Consider the following 17,529-nt stretch of genomic DNA (forward strand, 5'->3'; position numbering starts at 1 on the left):
GGAGTAGTCACTCCACCTCCGACCATCGATGTAGGACGGTGTCTGGGTTGGTCCAGTCCGGCGTCGGCACTTCGCCCTCAAAGATAACGACGCGAAAGAGCAGGCTGAATACCGTGTCCGCGGGGAAGATGTCACGGACATAGGCCGCATTACCGCCGCGAAGGGGCGCGTAGGTCAGGGCCCGCACCGCCGCGAACGTGCCCCGCCCGAACATCCCGTTGCAGATCGTGAACGTCCGCGCGTGGTTGAACGGGTTGGGACCGCGGACGAACTGGGCGACGTCTTCGAGCAGCCGCCCATTGTGTATCTTCGCCCGGTATCGCCGGACCTTCCCGCCCACCCGCACCTCGAAGCCCGCCTCGTCGGCGTTGTCGACGAAGCCCACCTGGCGCACCGGGAGGTGGTCCAACCGGCTCAGGAGCCGGCGCGTCCCGTGGTTCCAGTCGACGCCGCCCAGGAGCGCCAGGTGCGCCGAGTAGTCGTCGGCGGTGAGCTCCTTGTCGAGCTTGAAGCGGACGTCCGACGACGGGTTGGTGGCCCGGATGTGCCCGAAGAGCTCGATCAGCGAGTCGAGGTCGGCGTACTTGTACGCCGCGACGAAGTCGGGGTCGGCCGGGTCCGCGTACCGGAGGCTGGCGCGCATCTGCGGGTCGAACTCCGCGCAGACGATGATGATGTCGCCGCCGTCCGGGAAGTGCCACGGGCCGCTGCCGATGGCGCCCGCCTCCTCCTGGGCCGCGGTCGGCCGGGCGCCGGGCGCTCCGGACGCCGGGGAGCGCAGCGACACCAGCTCGGCGTGGAGCCTGCGGCGCGCGTCCTCCTCCTCCGGGGGCACGACCCGGGAGGCGAAGCCGCGCCAGCGGCCGCGCGGCGGGTGCTCGCGGGCGGAGAAGACGGCCGCGTACTGCGCCAGCCGCTGCTCGGGCAGGTCGGCCTCGCTCGGGTTTTCCCACGAGGAGACGCTCGGCGGGCTCACGCCGAACGCCGCGGCCAGGTCCTTCTGCGTGATGTCGGCCGCCTCGCGCAGCTCGCGCAGCCGGCTCGCCAGCTCGGCGGATGGTCCGGCTCGCATCGCCACCTCCGGCCCTCGTCGCCCGGTCTGGTCATGGGCGCGTCGCCTTGCTTCAGCAACGATCTGAACACTATCGTTGGGGCCGCACCTTCAGCTGAAGATAGCTGAAGTGACAGGAGGGATCAAGCAGGTGGCCCCGTCGGTCAGCTCCGCGCGTGTGGAGGATCTCCCCGCGCTCGCGTGCGGCGACATCGACCGGCTCGGTCTGCTGTCCGACCGGCTCGCCCGGCGGGACGCGGGCAAGGGCGAGCTGCTGGTCGCCTGGCACGAGGGCGAGCCCGCCGGCCACGTCTACCTCTGGCTGGAGCCGGCCGAGGAGCCCGAGCTGCGGGAGCGCCTGCCGGGCGTACCCCTGATCATGAACCTCTGGGTCCGCGACGACCTGCGCAACCGCGGCATCGGCACCGCCCTCACCGCCCGCGCCGAGCGGTGGCTGCGCGCGCGGGGGCACCTGCGGGTGGCGCTCGGCGTGGCACCGGACAACCGGCACGCCACCCGGCTCTACCTGCGCCTCGACTACGAGCCCTGGCCGTACGCGGACCTCAAGACCTTCCGCGAGGAGTACGGGCCGAACGGCCGCGTCACCCGCTATCCCGAGCTCTGCGCCGTGCTCGTCAAGGACCTGCCGGAGGTGCCGGCCGCCGAGGAACCCGAGCGCGCCCGCCTCGTCACGGAGCCGCCGGGGAGTCCGCGCCCGCGCTGAGCACGCGGAAGGTCATGCCGGCCTTCTCCAGGCGGGCGCGGAGGGCGTCACCCATCGCGACCGCCGTGGTCAGCTGCCCGGCGAGCGGGGGCAGGTCGTCGTGGGTCAGGCAGAGCGCCGACTCGGCGAGCATCTTCGCGGTCTCGCCGTAGCCGGGGTCGCCGCCGGCCATCTCGGTCACCACCCGCCGGTCGCCGGACTCCGCGACGAAGCGCATCCGGAACCAGCCGCGCGACCGCTGCTCCTCGGTCGGCCCCTTGCCCGGCGGGACCAGGCGGCCCAGGGCGCGGCGGGCCGGGCCGACCTGGGCCAGCGCGAACGCGCCGCCCGCGCCGACCGCCAGGGCCGCCATGGTCAGCGGGTTGCGGACGCCGATGAAGTGGCCGTACGTGAAGTCCGGGCCGTACCGGTCCAGGGCAGCCGCCGAGCGGACCACGATCTGCGGGTCGATGCTCGACATCGGCAGCCCGTAGAGGCCGAGGGCGGGCTGGCGGTGCGGGCGTCCGGCCACGCCCCGCACCCGGCGTCCGGCCGGCGCCGGCTCGGCGCTCCGGCGGGCGGTGTGGGCCGCCGCGGCCGACCGGAAGCGGGCGAAGTTGAGCAGCACCGTGTTGAACGTCCCACCCGATGGGCGGCCACCCGCGCTGATGTAGCCGCGCATGCGGATCGGCTCACCCTCGGGCAGCTGCTGGACGGTGAAGAGGGCGCCGAGGTCGGGCGGGATCGCGTCGAAGCCGCACGCGTGGACGAGCCGGGCGCCGGTGCGGGCGGCGGTGGCCTGGTGCTCCACGTACACGCGGTCGACGAACTCCGGCTCGCCGGTCAGGTCGACGTAGTCGGTGCCGGCCGCGGCACAGGCGGCGACCAGCGGGCCACCGTACCGGATGAAGGGGCCGACCGTGGTCACGACCAGGCGGGTCCGCTCCGCGAGGTCGCGCAGGGCGGGCTCGTCGCCGGCGTCGGCCGGCAGCACGTCGACGGCCAGGCCGAGGCGGTCGCGCAGCGCGCGCAGGCGGTCGCCGTCCCGGCCCGCCAGGGCCCATCGCAGGCCGGCGGGCGCGTGGGCGGCCAGGTACCGCGCGGTGAGATGTCCGGTGAAGCCGGTGGCGCCGAAGAGCACGATGTCGTACGCCCGATTCGTCACCACCGCAGGGTAGCCAACGCATGAACCACCGTCAGTCCGGGTACGACAGGGAAAGTGACCACGGAGACGGGAGGACCAGGATGAGAAGGGCCATCGGCCGTTGGGCCGTACTGGCGGTCGCCGTTCCCTTGGCGGCGGTGGGCGCGCGGCGGATCGGCCAGGCCGTCGAGGCCCGCCGCGGCTCCAACCGGGTCAGCCGGATGCTGCACAAGGGCGCCGACACGCTGCAGGGCATGACCGGCCGCAAGCGCAGGCACCGTTTCGGGTTCCGCTGAGACCGTGACGACCGCGGCCCGCGCACCAGGTGCGCGGGCCGTTACACTGATGCGTTTCATTGAGATACTTGGATATTTCAGGCGACTTCCGTAACATACGGGACGCGAACCTGTAGGTCCGGCGGAGAGGCACCCCGACCCGACCTCACCGGCTCGGTGAGGCGGCGCAGGTTCGGCGTTCCACCCCACCATCAACAGGAGCCATGGATCCGGCGGCGCGGCGCTCGTGCGAGCACCGCGCCGCTCGCCGTCGCGCGACCGAATTGGACCATATGTCCCGGTCGATCCCGACCCGCCATCCACCGCTCGGGTACCAATCTCCACTTAGCCTTGAAAGTCTATGGGTTAAGTGGAATATTGCGGACCAGGCGGCGAGGCCCGCCGATGACCGCCCGGCCTCGCGCGCCGTTCCGTGCGCGGGTCCGCGCTGAAGGAGGACAGGTTCCCTTGACGAATACCCGGTCGTTGACCAATACACGCGCAAGAGCGGCCGTCGCTGTCGCGCTCGCCGCCGGCCTCGCTCTTTCCGCCTGCGGTGGCGGTGGCGACGACGCCGCCTCGGGTGGCGAGTCCACCACCCTCTCGATCGTCGGCTTCGCCGTTCCCGAGGCGGCCAACAAGGCGATCGCCGCGGAGTGGAACAAGACGCCCGAGGGCAAGGGGGTCAAGTTCCAGACGTCGTACGGCGCCTCCGGTGACCAGAGCCGCGCGGTGGTGGCCGGCCTCAAGGCCGACTACGTGCACTTCTCGGTCACCAGCGACGTCACCCGCCTGGTCACCGAGGGACTCGTCGACGAGACCTGGGACGACGGCCCCAACAAGGGCGTGGTCTCCTCCTCGGTCGTCGTGCTGGCCGTGCAGAAGGGCAACCCGAAGAACATCCAGGGCTGGGACGACCTGATCAAGCCGGGCATCAAGATCGTCACGCCGAACCCGGCCTCGTCCGGCGCCGCCCGGTGGAACGCGCTGGCCGCGTGGGGCCACATCTCGGCCAACGGCGGCACCGACGAGCAGGCCGCCGACTACCTCAAGAAGCTCTTCGCGAACGTGACCTCGCTGCCCAACAGCGGCCGGGACGCCACGACGAGCTTCCTCAACGGCGGCGGCGACGTGCTGCTGGCGTACGAGAACGAGGCGATCCTCGCCACGCAGAACGGCGAGGAGCTCGAGTGGATCTACCCGGACACGACGATCCTGATCGAAAACCCGGGTGCCGTCCTCAAGAACGCGAACCCGAAGGCCAAGGAGTGGCTCGACTTCGTGCTGAGCGACAAGGGCCAGCGGCAGTTCGCGCTCAAGGGGTTCCGCCCGATCGTCGACGGCGTCGACACCACCGGCATCCCGGGCGTACCCGACGCCGGCAACCCGTTCCCGGCGCCGAAGAAGCTGCTCACCGTCGACAAGGACTTCGAGAGCTGGTCCGCCCTGTCGAAGAAGTTCTTCGACGAGAAGGAGGGCATCATCACGAAGATCATCGCCGAGTCCGGCAAGGCCCAGTAAGAGATGACCTCCGCGACCCTCGCCCCGGACCGGCCGGCAGCTGCCCGCCGGTCGGCCCGGGGCGGCCGCCTCACCCGCGCCTCCGGCCTGGGCCTGGGGATCGCGATGCTCTGGTTCAGCCTGCTGGTGCTGATCCCGCTGACCGCGGTCGTCGTCACCGCCTCCGAGGGGGGCTGGAGCGGCTTCTGGGACGCGGTCACCAACGAGCAGACCGCCGCCGCGATCCGGCTCACCGTCGGCACGGCGTTCGGGGTAACGCTGGTCAACGTCGTGATGGGCACGCTCATCGCGTGGGTGCTGGTACGCGACCGGTTCTTCGGCAAGCGACTGCTGGAGATCCTGATCGACATCCCGTTCGCGCTGCCGACCATCGTCGCCGGCCTGGTGCTGCTGTCGCTGTACGGGCCGGAGAGCCCGCTCGGCGTCGACATCCACAACACCCGGATCGCGGTGTTCCTGGCGTTCCTCTTCGTCACCCTGCCATTCGTCGTCCGCACCGTGCAGCCGGTGCTGGCCGAGCTCGACCCCGAGGTGGAGGAGGCCGCGGCGTCGCTGGGCGCGAGCCGGTTCACCACGTTCCGGCGGATCATCCTGCCGAGCCTGACGCCGGCGATCGCGGCCGGCGCCGCGCTCTCGTTCGCCCGCGGGGTCAGCGAGTACGGCTCGCTGGTGCTCCTCTCCGGCAACCTGCCGATGCGTACGGAGGTCACCTCGGTCCGCATCCTCAGCAGCATCGAGAACGACAACCTGGACAGCGCCGCCGCCGTCGCCGCGGTGCTGCTGGCCATCTCGTTCGCGGTGATCGTGGTCCTCGACGTCATCCAGCGCCGGGTGGTGCGCCGTGGTTAAGCGCCTGATCGTCGTCGCGTACCTGTTCTTCCTCGTCGCCTGGCCGCTCTTCCTGGTCGGGCAGAACACGTTCGAGGGCGGGCTGGACAACCTGCGCGGCATCCTGGCGGACCCGGACGTCGTGCACGCGCTGCGGCTGAGCCTGGTGGTCGCGGTCGTCGCCGTGGTGATCAACACGGTCTTCGGCGTCGGCGTCTCGCTGCTGCTGGTCCGGTACGAGTTCCCGGGCAAGCGGCTGCTCAGCGCGCTCCTCGACGTACCGCTGTCGGTCTCCCCGATCGTCGTCGGCCTGGCCCTCGTGCTGGTGTACGGCGGCCGCACCGGCTGGTTCGGCCCCACACTGGAAAACGCCGGCTTCCAGGTCATCTTCGCCGCACCGGGCATCGTGCTGGCGACCGTCTTCGTCGCGCTGCCACTGGTGATCCGCGAGGTCGTACCGGTCCTGGAGGAGGTCGGCGACGAGCAGGAGCAGGCGGCCCGGAGCCTCGGCGCCAACGCGCTCCAGACGTTCTGGCGGATCACGCTGCCGGCGATCAGGTGGGGCGTCATCTACGGCGTGGTGCTGAGCCTCGCCCGGTCGCTGGGCGAGTTCGGCGCGGTCAAGGTGGTCTCCGGCAACGTGCTCGGCGAGACCCGCACCACCACGCTCGTGGTCGAGGAGAAGTACCTCAACTTCGACAAGGGTGGCGCCTACGCCGCCGCGTTCCTGCTCGCGCTCGTCGCGGTCGCCGCGATCACCGTCGTCTCCGTCCTGCGCCCTTCGTCGTCAGAGGTGAAGCAGTGAGCGGGCGAGTCGGCGCGGCGGCATGTGGACGGAGCCGCCGCGCCGACGCAGTCGGGGTTTCGCGGCGGAAGAGGAAGACGTCGCCTTCAGCGCGGCACGAGCGAGCGAACCAGGAGATTCAGTGAGCATCGAAATTTCCCACGTGAGCAAGAGGTTCGGCAGCTTCGTCGCGCTCGACGACGTCTCCGTGAGCATCCCCACCGGGCAGCTCACCGCGCTGCTCGGCCCGTCCGGCGGGGGCAAGTCCACGCTGCTGCGGATCATCGCCGGGCTGGAGCGCGCCGACACCGGCCGGGTGCGGATCGAGGGCGTCGACGCCACCGACCTGCCGCCGCGCAAGCGCAACGTCGGCTTCGTGTTCCAGCACTACGCGGCGTTCAAGCACATGTCGGTACGGCGCAACGTGGCCTTCGGCCTGGAGATCCGGCACCGCCCCAAGGCGGAGATCCGGGAACGGGTCGACGAGCTGCTGCGCCTGGTCCACCTGGAACAGTTCGGCGACCGGCTGCCCGCGCAGCTCTCCGGCGGGCAGCGGCAGCGGATGGCGCTGGCCCGCGCGCTCGCGGTCGAGCCGACGGTGCTGCTGCTGGACGAGCCGTTCGGCGCGCTCGACGCCAAGGTCCGCAAGGAGCTGCGCGACTGGCTGCGCCGCCTGCACGACGAGGTGCACGTGACCACGGTCTTCGTCACCCACGACCAGGAGGAGGCGCTGGAGGTAGCCGACGAGATCGTGGTGGTCAACGAGGGGCGGGTGGAGCAGATCGGCACGCCCGACGAGCTGTACGACACGCCGGCCAACGACTTCGTCATGCGCTTCCTCGGCCCGGTCACCCAGCTCGGCGACCGGCTGGTCCGCCCGCACGACCTGGTGATCGGCACCGGCGACGCGGAGCCCGGCGCGGTCACCGGGCGGGTCACCCGGGTCACCCGGATCGGCTTCGAGATCCGGGTCGAGGTGACCACCGAGGACCAGGTGGTCGTCGTGACGCTGACCCGGACCCGGTTCCGCGCGCTCGACGTCCGCGAAGGGTCCACCGTCCACGTGGCACTCGCGCCGGAAGTGGTGGCCGAAACGGTGGAGGCGGCGTAGTGCAGATCTCGGCCCGCAGTGACTACGCCCTCAGGGCGCTGATCGCCACCGCCGGCTTCTCCAACGGCGGTCCGGTCTCGGCGTCGAAGCTGGCCGAGGCGCAGGCGATCCCGCTGGGCTTCCTGCACGACATCATGTCCGACCTGCGCCGCGCCGGGCTGCTCACCAGCCAGCGCGGCACCGACGGCGGGTACACGCTGGCCCGCCCGGCGACCCAGATCACGGTCGGCGACGTCCTGCGCGCGATCAACGGCTCGCTGAGCACCGTGCGGGGGCTCCCGCCGGACCAGGTCCGCTACCACGGGGTGGCCAGCGGCCTGCCGGAGCTGTGGCTGACCCTGCACGAGGCGATCGCGGACGTGGTGGACCAGACGACGCTCGCCGACCTGCTGCCGCTGCGGTACCGGACGACCGCCTGAGCGCCGCGGGCCACCCCCGGCGGGTGATGGCCGCCCACCCGGCGCCGCCGCACCATGCGGGCATGACGACGACACCCGACGTACGCACCGACGAACAGGTGCAGCAGGACGTCCTGGCGGAGCTGCGGTGGGACGCCCGCGTGCAGCCCAACGAGGTGGCCGTCGCGGCACAGGACGGCATCGTGACGCTCGCCGGCTGGGTGGACAACTACGTCAAGCGGTGGGCGGCGGAGCGCGCGGCCCAGCGGGTACGCGGCGTGGTGGCGGTCGCGAACGAGATCCAGATCCGCCCGCCGGCGGCCGGCGGCGAGCCCACCGACACGGAGGTCGCCTCGGCGGCGGCGCAGGTGCTGGAGTGGAACGCCCTGGTCCCCGCCGACCAGGTCGAGGTCACCGTCTCGGCCGGCCGGGTGATGCTGCGCGGCGAGGTCGAGTGGGAGTACGAGCGGCGCGAGGCGGAGCGGGCGGTGCGCGGCCTGGCCGGCGTACGCGGCGTGACGAACGCGGTCGCGGTGCGGCCCCGGCAGCGGGTGGAGCCCGAGGCCGTGGAGCGCCGGATCGAGCAGGCCCTGCTGCGCAGCGCCGAGACCGACGCCGAACGGATCATGGTGGAGCGGGACGGCGACACGGTGATCCTCCGCGGCGCGGTCCGGTCCTGGCCGGAGCGGCGGGACGCCGAGCGGGCCGCCTGGTCGGCGCCGGGCGTCCGCTCGGTCGAGAACGACATCCGGATCTCCCCGTAGCCGCCGCTACCGCTGGGGCACCCGGTGCAGCGGGCGCGGGATGTACAGCCCGCGGCGCAGGGCGTAGACCGCCGCGAGGGTACGGGTTGGTGCGTCCAGCTTGGTCAGAATGTGCTCCAAATGAGTGGCGATTGTCCGTTCGGTCAGCAAAAACGTGCTGGCGATCCGCCGGTTGGAGAACCCCTCCACGATCAGGCCCAGCACCTCCAGCTCGCGGCGGGTGAGCCGGCTCAGGTCACCGGTCGGCGCGACGACCACCGCGGCCATGACATGCGCGGGCGGCAGGTCCGGGCAGGCGATCACGGTGACCCGCAGGTGCCGGTCCTCGCCGTCCGCGTCGTACGGGCACAGGAACGCGGTGTGCGCCATCTCGCCGAGCTGCCGGACGGCCACGCCGAGCACCCGGGAGCCGGCACCGAGCAGCGGGTGCCCGGGCAGGCCGGGCAGCGGCTGGGTGCGCCCGTCCCGGCAGATCAGGACACCGGCGGCCGCGCCGTCGACCAGCTGGGCGGCGGCGCTGACCGACCGCAGCGGGTCCAGCGCGTTGGCCATCGCGGTGGAGAGGATGTCGAGGGTCTCCCGGGCGGCGTCCGTCGGATGCGCCGTGGTGTCGGTGTAGAGGCTCATGATGCCGAGGTACCGGCCGTCCGATGTGGTCAGCCGGACCCCGACGCCCTCGCGGAACCCGGCCGGGCTCAGGTACTCCGCCCAGACCCGGATCTCATCCGGCGGGACGGGGAGGTCGCGCAGCCGCATCGGCGGGCCGCCCCGATCGAGGCCGACGAGCTCGACGTCGTCGAGATGTTGTGGACTGTCCAGATAGGATCGGACTTTTTCGTCGTAGCCCTCGAAGAATAGCGAATGCTCGGCGCGGCGCGACATGTCGAGCAGGTAAACGCGGGCCGCTTCGAACGGCACCAGCCGCCGGAGTGGGGCCAGCAGGGCCTGCGCCCGCTCCGCGACTCCGGCTGGAGCGGCCGCGACCGAGGCCACCTCGGTGGCGATTTGGAGTGCCCCCGAGGGCATAAAGCATCGCCTCCCAGGACAGCGTAGTACCGGGCTCGGTTACGAAAAGCCCTCATTCTTGGAATCCGCTTTGGATCGGTAATCTTCCGGATTGGCACGTCGCCTTTGACGGTGTCGAATTGGTCAGGTGCTCTCCAGAGTGGTCGACTATCGCGAACTGGTGGAACAGGCCTGCCGAGCCATCCGCGCCGACCCGCGGCTGGGCCCGGCACTCGGGATCGCGCGGGCGACGGCGCGCGATCCGCTCAAGGCGGCATTGACGACGCTGGTCGGCGACACGCTCGCGCGGCGGGCGGAGCGGGCGGTCGCCGGGTTCGCGGCCTTCATCGGCCCGCGCCGCCTCACCTGCGACGAGTACGACCGGCTCGCGCACTACGTGCTTTCCGCGGCGCTGGCCCGGAGGGTCGGCCCGGACCGGCTGATCCTCATCGGCGCGACGCTCACCTCGGTCCGCGCGGCGGTCCAACCCGGACCCCCGCGCTGCTGATCGGCCACTGTGCCGTCCCCCACCACCGGTGACCGGGCGCGGGCTCACCCGCGCGGGGCGGTCACGCCTCACCCCGGCTCGGGCCACACTTGGCGGTTCACACGGTCATCTGTGGGAAGGACGGGAAGCAATGACCACCGCCGTTGCTACACGTGGCGACGAGGACATCCAACAGGATTCGATGGCGGAGATCCGCTGGGACGCCCGGCTCCAGCCGAACGAGATCGGTGTCGCGGTCAAGGACGGCATCGTCACCCTCACCGGCGCGGTGGACACGTTCGTCAAGAAGTGGGCGGCCGAGCGGGCCGCCCAGCGGGTACGCGGCGTACGCGCGGTCGCGAACGACGTCGAGGTACGGCTGCCCAGCTCGGCCGAGCGCTCGGACACCGACGTCGCCGCGGCGGCCACGCGGGCCCTGGAGTGGGACGCGCTCGTGCCGACCGACCGGATCGACGTGACCGTCTCCAAGGGCTGGATCACGCTGCGCGGCGAGGTCGAGTGGGAGTACCAGCGCCGGGCCGCGGAGCGCTCGGTCCGCGGGCTCTCCGGGGTCCGCGGGACGACCAACCTGATCTCGGTACGCCCCCGCGTGCGGCCGGCCCCGGACGACCTGCGGCGCCGGATCCAGGACGGGCTGGTGCGCAGCGTGGAGACGGACGCCGCCAACATCCAGGTCCAGATCGAGGGTGACCGGGTCACGCTCACCGGCGCCGTACGGTCCTGGATGGAGAAGCAGGAGGGCGAACGGGTGGCGTGGTCCGCGCCGGGCGTCACCTCGGTCGTCAACCGGATCGCGATCGAGCCCTGACCACGCGACCGGGTCCCGGGGTACGGCGGTCGCCGGCCCCGGGGCTCCGCCGGTTGGCTCGCTCCGCTCGCTGAGCCCCGGATGCCGGCGCTCAGCCCTCGGAGAGCCGGCCGAGGCGGGCCAGGTGCTGGTGCACGAGGCGGATCGCCATGGCACCCTCGCCGACCGCCGACGCCACCCGCTTGATGGAGCCGCTGCGCACGTCGCCGACCGCGAACACTCCCGGCTCGCTGGTCTCCAGCAGGTCCGGGGGGCGGCCGCCGGCGACGGGGCCGCCGACCGCCGGGCCGGTACGCACGTAGCCCTGCTCGTCCAGCGCCACCAGCCCGCCCAGCCAGTCGGTGCACGGCTGGGCGCCGACGAAGACGAAGAGCAGGCCGGCGTCGAGCGAGCGGCGCTCCCCGGTCGGCTCGTGCTCGACCTCCACCGACTCCAGCCGCCCGTCCGCGCCGGCGAGCCCGCAGACCTTGCTGTCGCGATGTACCTCGACGCGGCCGTCCCGCTCGATCTGGTCGACAAGGTAGCGGGACATGTCCCGGCCGAGGTCGGCGTGGCGGATCACCAGGCGTACCGACGCCGCGTGCTGCAGCAGGAAGACGACCGCCTGCCCGGCGGAGTTGCCGCCGCCGACCACGACCACCGGCCGCCGGGCACAGAACCTCGCCTCGACCACCGTCGCCGCGTAGTACACGCTGGTCCCCTCGAAGTCGGCCAGCCGCGGTACGTCGAGCCGCCGGTAGCGGGCGCCGGTGGCGACCACGACGGTACGGGCGCGCACCACCCCTTCGCGGCCACCGACGCGGACCGCGTGGTAGCCGTCCCGCCGTTCCAGGGCGACGGCGGTGGCCGGTGCCGCGATCGCGGCGCCGAACTTCTCGGCCTGCACCACGGCCCGGTCGGTGAGCTCGGCACCGGAGATGCCGGCGGGAAAGCCGAGGTAGTTCTCGATCCGCGGGGACGTGCCGGCCTGCCCGCCGGCGCCGACCGCGTCCAGCACCACGACGTCGAGGCCTTCGGAGGCGCCGTAGACCGCGGCGGCCAGGCCGGCCGGGCCGCCGCCGGCGATGACCACGTCCACGATCGCGCCGGGCAGCTCGTCGACGGCACCGGGCCCGACCCGCTGGGCGAGTTCGGCGTTGGTGGGGTTGTGCAGCACCCGGCCGTCCCGCCAGATGACGACCGGCGTCTGCCCCGGGCCGACCCGCATCCGCCGCAGCAGCCGCTCGGCGGTCTCGTCCTCCTCGAGGTCGATCCAGGTGTGCGGGATGCGGTTGCGGGCGGCGAACTCGCGCAGCCGCCGGGTGTCCGGCGAGAACCGCGACCCGACGATGCGGATGCCGGCGACGGCGCCGAGCAGCTGCTCGCGGCGGCAGAGGAAGGCGCGCAGGATCACGTCGCCCAGCCGCGGGTCGCGGGCCACGAAGTCGAGCAGGGCCGGCACCGGCAGGGCGAGCACCTCGCCCGGCTCGCGGACGACCGCGGAGACGAACGAGGGCCGCCCGGTCAGCAGCCCCACCTCGTCCAGGAACCAGCCCGGGCCGTGCACCCCGACCAGGCGTTCCTCCCCCGTACCGGACCCCTCGACCATCGCGACCGCGCCGCTCAGCACCACGAACAGGTCGCGGTGCCGCTGGCCCTCCCGGACGAGGACGTCGCCTTCGCGGGTCCGCCGCCGCTCGCCGTAACCGCTGAGCGCCTCGATCTGGTCCCGGTTGAGCCGCGAGTACGCGCCGGCGGCGTCGGTGCTGTCCACGGATCTCCTCGGGGTGGCTCACGCGTTGGCGGGAGGGTCGATGGGCGGCGGCGGTACGTCGTCGGGTGGGACCCGCGCCTGCGCGGCGGCAGCCCGCCGCCGGCGGTCCTGCCAGTACCAGAGCGTGACCAGGACGACCGCGCCACCGGCCAGCATCACGATCACGCCGGCCGCCTGCAGATCGATCCACCAGGGATCGACCTGGATCGCGAACGCCAGTACGGCGCCGAGCGTGATCAGGAAGATTCCCCCGCCGATGCCCACTGCTCAAATGCCTCCGCCGCGTTGGGGGACGGATATGCCTCCGCCGCTTGGGGACCGACCAACCGAACGTATCTCGACCCTCGACGGGCACGTCCGCCCTGGTCACCCGGGCTGGGTGGGGTCGCGTCACCCGGGCCCGGCGAAGCGTTGGGGCATGCCCAACGACGTCAACATCGCCGTCATCTACTACTCGGCGACCGGCAACGTGCACCGCCTCGCCGAGGCGGTGGCCGAGGGGGCGGTCAAGGCCGGCGCGCACGTGCGGGTGCACCGGGTACCCGAGCTGGCGCCGGACACCGCCATCGACGCCAACCCGGACTGGCGCGCGCACGTCGACGAGACCCGCGAGGTGGTACCGGAAGCGAGGCTGGACGACCTGGCCTGGGCGGACGCGTACGCCTTCGGCACGCCGACCCGGTTCGGCATGGTGTCGGCCCAGCTGAAGCAGTTCCTGGACCAGGCCGGCGGGCTGTGGCTCAACGGCGTCCTCACCGACAAGCCGGCCACCGCGTTCACATCCAGCATCAACCGGCACGGCGGCCAGGAGACCACGCTGGTGTCGCTGTACAACCTGTTCGCCCACTGGGGCTCGATCATCGTCCCGCCCGGGTACACCGACCCGGTCCTCTACGAGGCGGGCGGCAACCCGTACGGCGTGTCGTGGCCGACCGGCCAGCCGGCCGAACTGCCCGACGACCCGACCCTGCGGGCCGCCCAGTACCAGGGGCAGCGCCTGGCCGACATCACCCGCCGGCTCACGCCGAAGGAGGAGTCAACCCGATGACGACGACGCTGGTCGACGGCCGACCGACGGTGACCGTCGCCTCGTACCGCGAATACCCGTCCGCGCAGCACGCCGTGGACCACCTGTCCGACCACGGCTTTCCGGTCGACCGGGTGGCCATCGTCGGCACCGGCCTGCGCATGGTCGAACGGGTCACCGGCCGGATGACGGTGGTCCGCGCGGCCCTCTCCGGCGCCGCGACCGGCGCGTGGATCGGCCTGCTGATCGGCCTGCTGATCGGCATCTTCGCGGCCGACGGCTGGTGGTGGGTGATCCTCACGGCCGTGGTGCTCGGCCTGGTCTGGGGCACCGCGTTCGGCGCGGTGGCGCACGCGTTGACCGGTGGCCACCGCGACTTCTCGTCGGTGAGCGGGCTGCAGGCCAGCTCGTACGCGGTCGAGGTCGCCTCGGACCGCGCGGACGAGGCGATGCGCGTGCTGGACCGCGTACCGGCGCACTGACTCCCGGCTCAGGAAGGCGGTGCGTCGGTTCGCGTCGTGCGGCGTAACGCCGCCGCGGCCATGGCAAGATCGTGGCACATGCCCGCGCCGACCACGCCCCCAGCACCGCCGGACCCGCACCGCGAGCGGCGGCGGGCGCTGCTGGCCGGGATCGCCGGGCGGCTGCGCGAGGCGGGCATCGAGACCGCCTTCGGGCCGCTGGAGACGTATCGCGACTTCTACGGCGCGTTGCCCGCCGGCACCGCCGGGCTGGTCTGCGAGCAGCCGCCGACCACCGCGCGGCTCCAGGTCACCGCCATCCGGGTACGCCGCACGCTCCCGCCCGGGCAGGGTGGCCTCTCCCCCGACCGGCGCTCGTGGGTGCGCGACGCCGACGTGACGTACGACCTCGACGGCGACGGCGAACCGGCCTTCGAGGTCACCATGCTGGAAGACCCGGACGACGGGCTGGGACACAGCCGGGACACGTCCGCGCAGCGCACGGTCACCGCCGACGAGCAGGCCGTCGTCGACGCCGCCAGACTCTGGTACGGGTACCGGCACACCCTGCGCGCCACCCCGCCCGCGGCCGACCCGCGGCGGGAGCGGGCCCGGCTGCGGCGGGAGGTGGAGCGGCGCGACGCGGCCGCGGCCCAGCCCGACCTGCGCACCGACGTGGCCGGTGCGCTGGTGCCGGCCGGCGACGCGCTCGCCGGCGACCTGGACCGGCTCGACCCGGCCCTGCTCTGCTGGCACTTCCCGCGCGACCGCGGCGGCCGGTACGCCCGGCGGGCCGTGGTGGCGCTGGCCCGGTACGGGCCCGACCCGGGCAAGCGCGGCCCCTGGCTGACCGCCCGGGTGCGGGACGGCGCGCTGGCGCTCGGCGTCGAGCCGCTGATCGGCGTCAACCAGGACCACCGGTGGGACGCCACGCCGTGGCTGTGGAGCGGCACCGGCCGCGACGCCACCGCCGCCGACCGGTGGCAGGTGGCGGGCCCGGAGCAGGCCCGCCCGCTCACCGACCTGCTCGACGCGTACGACCTCGGTGCCGCGCTGGAGGCCGCCGGGGTACGCGTCGACGGCGACGTGGCGGCGCTGCTCGACGGCTTCCCGACCCGCTACCTGCGCGCCGCGCACACCGACGCCTGGGTCGCCGCCCTCTACACGGGGCTCGCCCGGTCGGCACCGTGGCGCTTCGCCGCGGCGTACGACACGTGGCGGCGCGAGCGTGCCGGGCTGGGGCGGCCGGCGACCGGGCCGATCCCGCTCTTCGGCCTGACCGGCCTCAACCAGCAGCGCCGCCCGATGCTCGCCCTCGACCACCGCGGCGGCGTACCGGAGCTGCGGATGGTCTGGACCGGCAGCAACGCCCGCCTGTCCCGGGCGCTGTGGGAGCGCCCGGCCGACCTGGACGCCGCCCTCGCGGGGCTGGCGACACCGGTGCCGACGGCGCCCTGAGCCCACGCCACGCAGCGATTGAATCTTGACTATGGCCGACATAGGATGTCCTATGTGAAGCGGATGCGAGTTGTGCTGTTTTGTGCTGTCATCGTCGCGACGACCTCGGCGGTCGGGTCGCCACCCCCGGCCACGGCGGCGCTGCCGCACACCGTGCTCTTCGACCGGGACACGTTCGGCGCGGCCTGCTACCGGATCCCCGCGCTCGTCCGGACGAAGGCGGGGACGCTGCTGGCGTTCGCGGAGAAGCGCATCTCCGGCGTCTCCTGGTGCCACGACGTCGGCCACATCGACCTGGTCATGCGCCGCTCCGTCGACAATGGACGGACCTGGCAGCCGCCGCTCGACCAGCCGCCGACGGTGGTGCTGGAGGGGACCGACGCCGACCCGGCCGCCCCCGCCACCCGGGGCAACCCGGCGCCCGTCGTCGACCAGGCCACCGGCGCCATCCTGCTGTTGAGCACGTTCAACCCGAGCACGAGCAGCGCGGTCCGCACGCCGTACCTGCAGGTCAGCACCGACGACGGCCGCACCTGGAGCGACGGCCTGCCGGACACGAGCGCGCGGGCGCGCAGCCTCGCCGCCGCGATCGACCACCCCGACTGGGGCTGGTACGCGACCGGCCCCGGCCACGGCATCCAGCTGCGCCACGGCACGCACGCCGGCCGCATCGTGGTCGGCACCAACTTCTCCGACGAGGACGGCCGGGCCGGCGCCCAGCTCGTCTACACCGACGACGCCGGCGCGACCTGGCAGATCGGCGCGCAGGACATCCGCCCGAACGACACGATCGTGCCGCAGGAGCTGAGCCTGTTCGAGCGGACCGACGGCACCGTCTACGCGGCCGCGCGGGACAACACGCAGACCGAGGACGGCGTCAACCGGGCGTTCGCGCTGAGCCGGGACGGTGGCGAGACGTTCGCCGCGCCGTTCGCCAGCGTGCCCGGCCTGACCGCCGACACGGTGCAGGGCGCCACGCTCGTCATCCGGTCCACAGCGGACGGTGACCGGTACAACCGGGTGCTCTTCACCGCGCCGACCCATCCCACGCTGCGGCGGGACATCCGCGTCCGGTCCTCGTTCGACCAGGGAAACCGCTGGCAGACGGTCGCGCAGGGCACCGACGTGACCGCCGACGTCTACTCTGGATACTCCGACCTGGCGGCGCTCGGCGGCGGCGAGTTCGGCCTGCTGTACGAGGGCGGCACCGTGGACGCCCGCGACGAGGTGCGCTTCGCCCGCTTCACCGAGGCGGCGCTGGGGCTGCCCGACGGCGCCACCGGCCCGACCACGCCGGACGCCTCCGGCAGCGGCAACGAGGCGTACCTGCGCGGCTCCCCCACCCGCGTGGCCGGGCGGTTCGGCGACGGGCTCGACCTCGACGGCACCGACGACTTCGTGCAGCCGCCGTTCGCCGAGTCGCTCGCCGCCGGCACCGGCGACCTCACCGCCACCATGTGGGTGCGGTACGGCGCGAAGCAGGCCGACCAGGCGCTGCTGTGGGCGTACAACCAGGGCACCAGCGTGTCCCAGGTCTGGCTGCGCGCCGAGCCCGGCGCCAACCGCGTCCGGGGCTGGTTGCAGACCGCGAACGGCAGCGCCCAGGTCGTCTCCCCGCAGGCGTACGACGACGGCGCCTGGCATCACGTGGCGCTGCAAAGGGCCGGCGGCACGCTCCGCCTCTTCGTCGACGGGACGCAGGTGGCCTCGGCCGCCTCGCCGGTCGGCACGGTGAGCCCCGACCGTCCATTCCGGATGTACGCCGGCCAGCGCCTCGACGGCACCCAGCGGCTGGACGGCACGCTGGACGAGCTGCGCCTGTACCGGCGGGCGCTCACCGCGGCCGAGATCCGGGACATCTGGCAGACCAACCGCGCCGACGTGCCCGGCGCGGTGCTCCGCCTCCCGTTCTGACCGGGGGCGGTGGCGG

19 protein-coding genes are annotated in these 17,529 nt (G+C 73.0%); 14 read left to right on the forward strand and 5 right to left on the reverse strand.

Features of this window, described 5'->3' with window-relative positions; translation table 11 throughout:
• Nucleotides 1-7: 7 nt before the first annotated feature.
• Nucleotides 8-1,072 carry a helix-turn-helix domain-containing protein gene (locus RB614_RS04885; protein ID WP_308711128.1) on the reverse strand — a complete coding sequence of 355 codons (1,065 nt, stop codon included), beginning with the start codon at nucleotides 1,070-1,072 and terminating at the stop codon, nucleotides 8-10.
• A 109-nt stretch (nucleotides 1,073-1,181) separates the two neighbouring features.
• On the opposite strand from RB614_RS04885, the gene RB614_RS04890 reads away from it, so the two are divergent.
• A complete protein-coding gene (locus tag RB614_RS04890) occupies nucleotides 1,182-1,775 on the forward strand; it encodes a GNAT family N-acetyltransferase (protein ID WP_308711129.1) in 594 nt (197 codons plus the stop codon).
• Here RB614_RS04890 and RB614_RS04895 read toward each other — a convergent pair.
• Complete coding sequence (locus RB614_RS04895) at nucleotides 1,741-2,922, reverse strand: saccharopine dehydrogenase family protein (RefSeq protein WP_308711130.1); 1,182 nt, start codon at nucleotides 2,920-2,922, stop codon at nucleotides 1,741-1,743. The two genes, RB614_RS04890 and RB614_RS04895, sit on opposite strands and share 35 nt — an antisense overlap.
• A gap of 77 nt (nucleotides 2,923-2,999) precedes the next feature.
• Here RB614_RS04895 and RB614_RS04900 point away from each other — a divergent pair, with 77 nt between their 5' ends.
• The 7 genes from RB614_RS04900 (at nucleotide 3,000) to RB614_RS04930 (ending at nucleotide 8,579) form a co-directional block, all read left to right on the forward strand.
• A complete protein-coding gene (locus RB614_RS04900; RefSeq protein WP_308711131.1) occupies nucleotides 3,000-3,194 on the forward strand; it encodes a hypothetical protein in 195 nt (64 codons plus the stop codon).
• Between the two features lie 465 nt (nucleotides 3,195-3,659).
• Nucleotides 3,660-4,694, forward strand: a complete 1,035-nt coding sequence (locus RB614_RS04905; RefSeq protein ID WP_308711132.1) for a sulfate ABC transporter substrate-binding protein — start codon at nucleotides 3,660-3,662, stop codon at nucleotides 4,692-4,694.
• A gap of 3 nt (nucleotides 4,695-4,697) precedes the next feature.
• Nucleotides 4,698-5,543 (forward strand): sulfate ABC transporter permease subunit CysT, encoded by an 846-nt coding sequence (gene cysT / locus RB614_RS04910; RefSeq protein WP_308711133.1) that lies wholly within the window; start codon nucleotides 4,698-4,700, stop codon nucleotides 5,541-5,543.
• On the forward strand, nucleotides 5,536-6,327 hold the full coding sequence (locus tag RB614_RS04915; RefSeq protein WP_308711134.1) for a sulfate ABC transporter permease: 792 nt from the start codon (nucleotides 5,536-5,538) through the stop codon (nucleotides 6,325-6,327). Before cysT ends, RB614_RS04915 begins: the two co-directional genes overlap by 8 nt.
• Nucleotides 6,328-6,448: 121 nt before the next feature.
• The gene (locus tag RB614_RS04920; RefSeq protein ID WP_308711135.1) at nucleotides 6,449-7,417 is read left to right on the forward strand and encodes a sulfate/molybdate ABC transporter ATP-binding protein; all 969 of its coding nucleotides are present in this window, start codon (nucleotides 6,449-6,451) and stop codon (nucleotides 7,415-7,417) included.
• Nucleotides 7,417-7,836: an RrF2 family transcriptional regulator gene (locus RB614_RS04925; RefSeq protein ID WP_308711136.1), complete on the forward strand. Its 420-nt coding sequence runs from the start codon at nucleotides 7,417-7,419 to the stop codon at nucleotides 7,834-7,836. The genes RB614_RS04920 and RB614_RS04925 overlap by 1 nt, the downstream gene beginning before the upstream one ends.
• Before the next feature lie 62 nt (nucleotides 7,837-7,898).
• Nucleotides 7,899-8,579, forward strand: coding sequence for a BON domain-containing protein (locus RB614_RS04930; RefSeq protein ID WP_308711137.1), 681 nt, complete (start codon nucleotides 7,899-7,901; stop codon nucleotides 8,577-8,579).
• Between the two features lie 6 nt (nucleotides 8,580-8,585).
• Here RB614_RS04930 and RB614_RS04935 read toward each other — a convergent pair whose 3' ends face one another.
• The gene (locus RB614_RS04935; RefSeq protein ID WP_308711138.1) at nucleotides 8,586-9,605 is read right to left on the reverse strand and encodes a helix-turn-helix transcriptional regulator; all 1,020 of its coding nucleotides are present in this window, start codon (nucleotides 9,603-9,605) and stop codon (nucleotides 8,586-8,588) included.
• A 127-nt stretch (nucleotides 9,606-9,732) separates the two neighbouring features.
• Between RB614_RS04935 and RB614_RS04940 the strand changes: the two genes are divergently transcribed.
• On the forward strand, nucleotides 9,733-10,092 hold the full coding sequence (locus RB614_RS04940; protein ID WP_308711139.1) for a hypothetical protein: 360 nt from the start codon (nucleotides 9,733-9,735) through the stop codon (nucleotides 10,090-10,092).
• A gap of 130 nt (nucleotides 10,093-10,222) precedes the next feature.
• Nucleotides 10,223-10,900 carry a BON domain-containing protein gene (locus RB614_RS04945; RefSeq protein ID WP_308711140.1) on the forward strand — a complete coding sequence of 226 codons (678 nt, stop codon included), beginning with the start codon at nucleotides 10,223-10,225 and terminating at the stop codon, nucleotides 10,898-10,900.
• Nucleotides 10,901-10,991: 91 nt separating this feature from the next.
• Here RB614_RS04945 and RB614_RS04950 read toward each other — a convergent pair whose 3' ends face one another.
• The gene (locus RB614_RS04950) at nucleotides 10,992-12,653 is read right to left on the reverse strand and encodes an FAD-dependent oxidoreductase (RefSeq protein ID WP_308711141.1); all 1,662 of its coding nucleotides are present in this window, start codon (nucleotides 12,651-12,653) and stop codon (nucleotides 10,992-10,994) included.
• Between the two features lie 18 nt (nucleotides 12,654-12,671).
• Nucleotides 12,672-12,917: a DUF6458 family protein gene (locus tag RB614_RS04955; RefSeq protein ID WP_308711142.1), complete on the reverse strand. Its 246-nt coding sequence runs from the start codon at nucleotides 12,915-12,917 to the stop codon at nucleotides 12,672-12,674.
• A gap of 154 nt (nucleotides 12,918-13,071) precedes the next feature.
• On the opposite strand from RB614_RS04955, the gene wrbA reads away from it, so the two are divergent.
• From wrbA to RB614_RS04975, 4 genes are all read left to right on the forward strand, one after another.
• Entirely contained in the window at nucleotides 13,072-13,701 is a 630-nt protein-coding gene (gene wrbA / locus RB614_RS04960) for an NAD(P)H:quinone oxidoreductase (RefSeq protein ID WP_308711143.1), read from the forward strand.
• Nucleotides 13,698-14,162 (forward strand): YflT domain-containing protein, encoded by a 465-nt coding sequence (locus RB614_RS04965; protein ID WP_308711144.1) that lies wholly within the window; start codon nucleotides 13,698-13,700, stop codon nucleotides 14,160-14,162. Before wrbA ends, RB614_RS04965 begins: the two co-directional genes overlap by 4 nt.
• A gap of 78 nt (nucleotides 14,163-14,240) precedes the next feature.
• Nucleotides 14,241-15,599 carry a hypothetical protein gene (locus RB614_RS04970; protein WP_308711145.1) on the forward strand — a complete coding sequence of 453 codons (1,359 nt, stop codon included), beginning with the start codon at nucleotides 14,241-14,243 and terminating at the stop codon, nucleotides 15,597-15,599.
• A 63-nt stretch (nucleotides 15,600-15,662) separates the two neighbouring features.
• Nucleotides 15,663-17,513 (forward strand): exo-alpha-sialidase, encoded by a 1,851-nt coding sequence (locus RB614_RS04975; RefSeq protein WP_308711146.1) that lies wholly within the window; start codon nucleotides 15,663-15,665, stop codon nucleotides 17,511-17,513.
• Nucleotides 17,514-17,529: the final 16 nt, after the last annotated feature.

Origin of the sequence: Phytohabitans maris (assembly GCF_031085175.1) — a bacterium.
GTDB classification, from domain to species: domain Bacteria; phylum Actinomycetota; class Actinomycetes; order Mycobacteriales; family Micromonosporaceae; genus Phytohabitans; species Phytohabitans maris.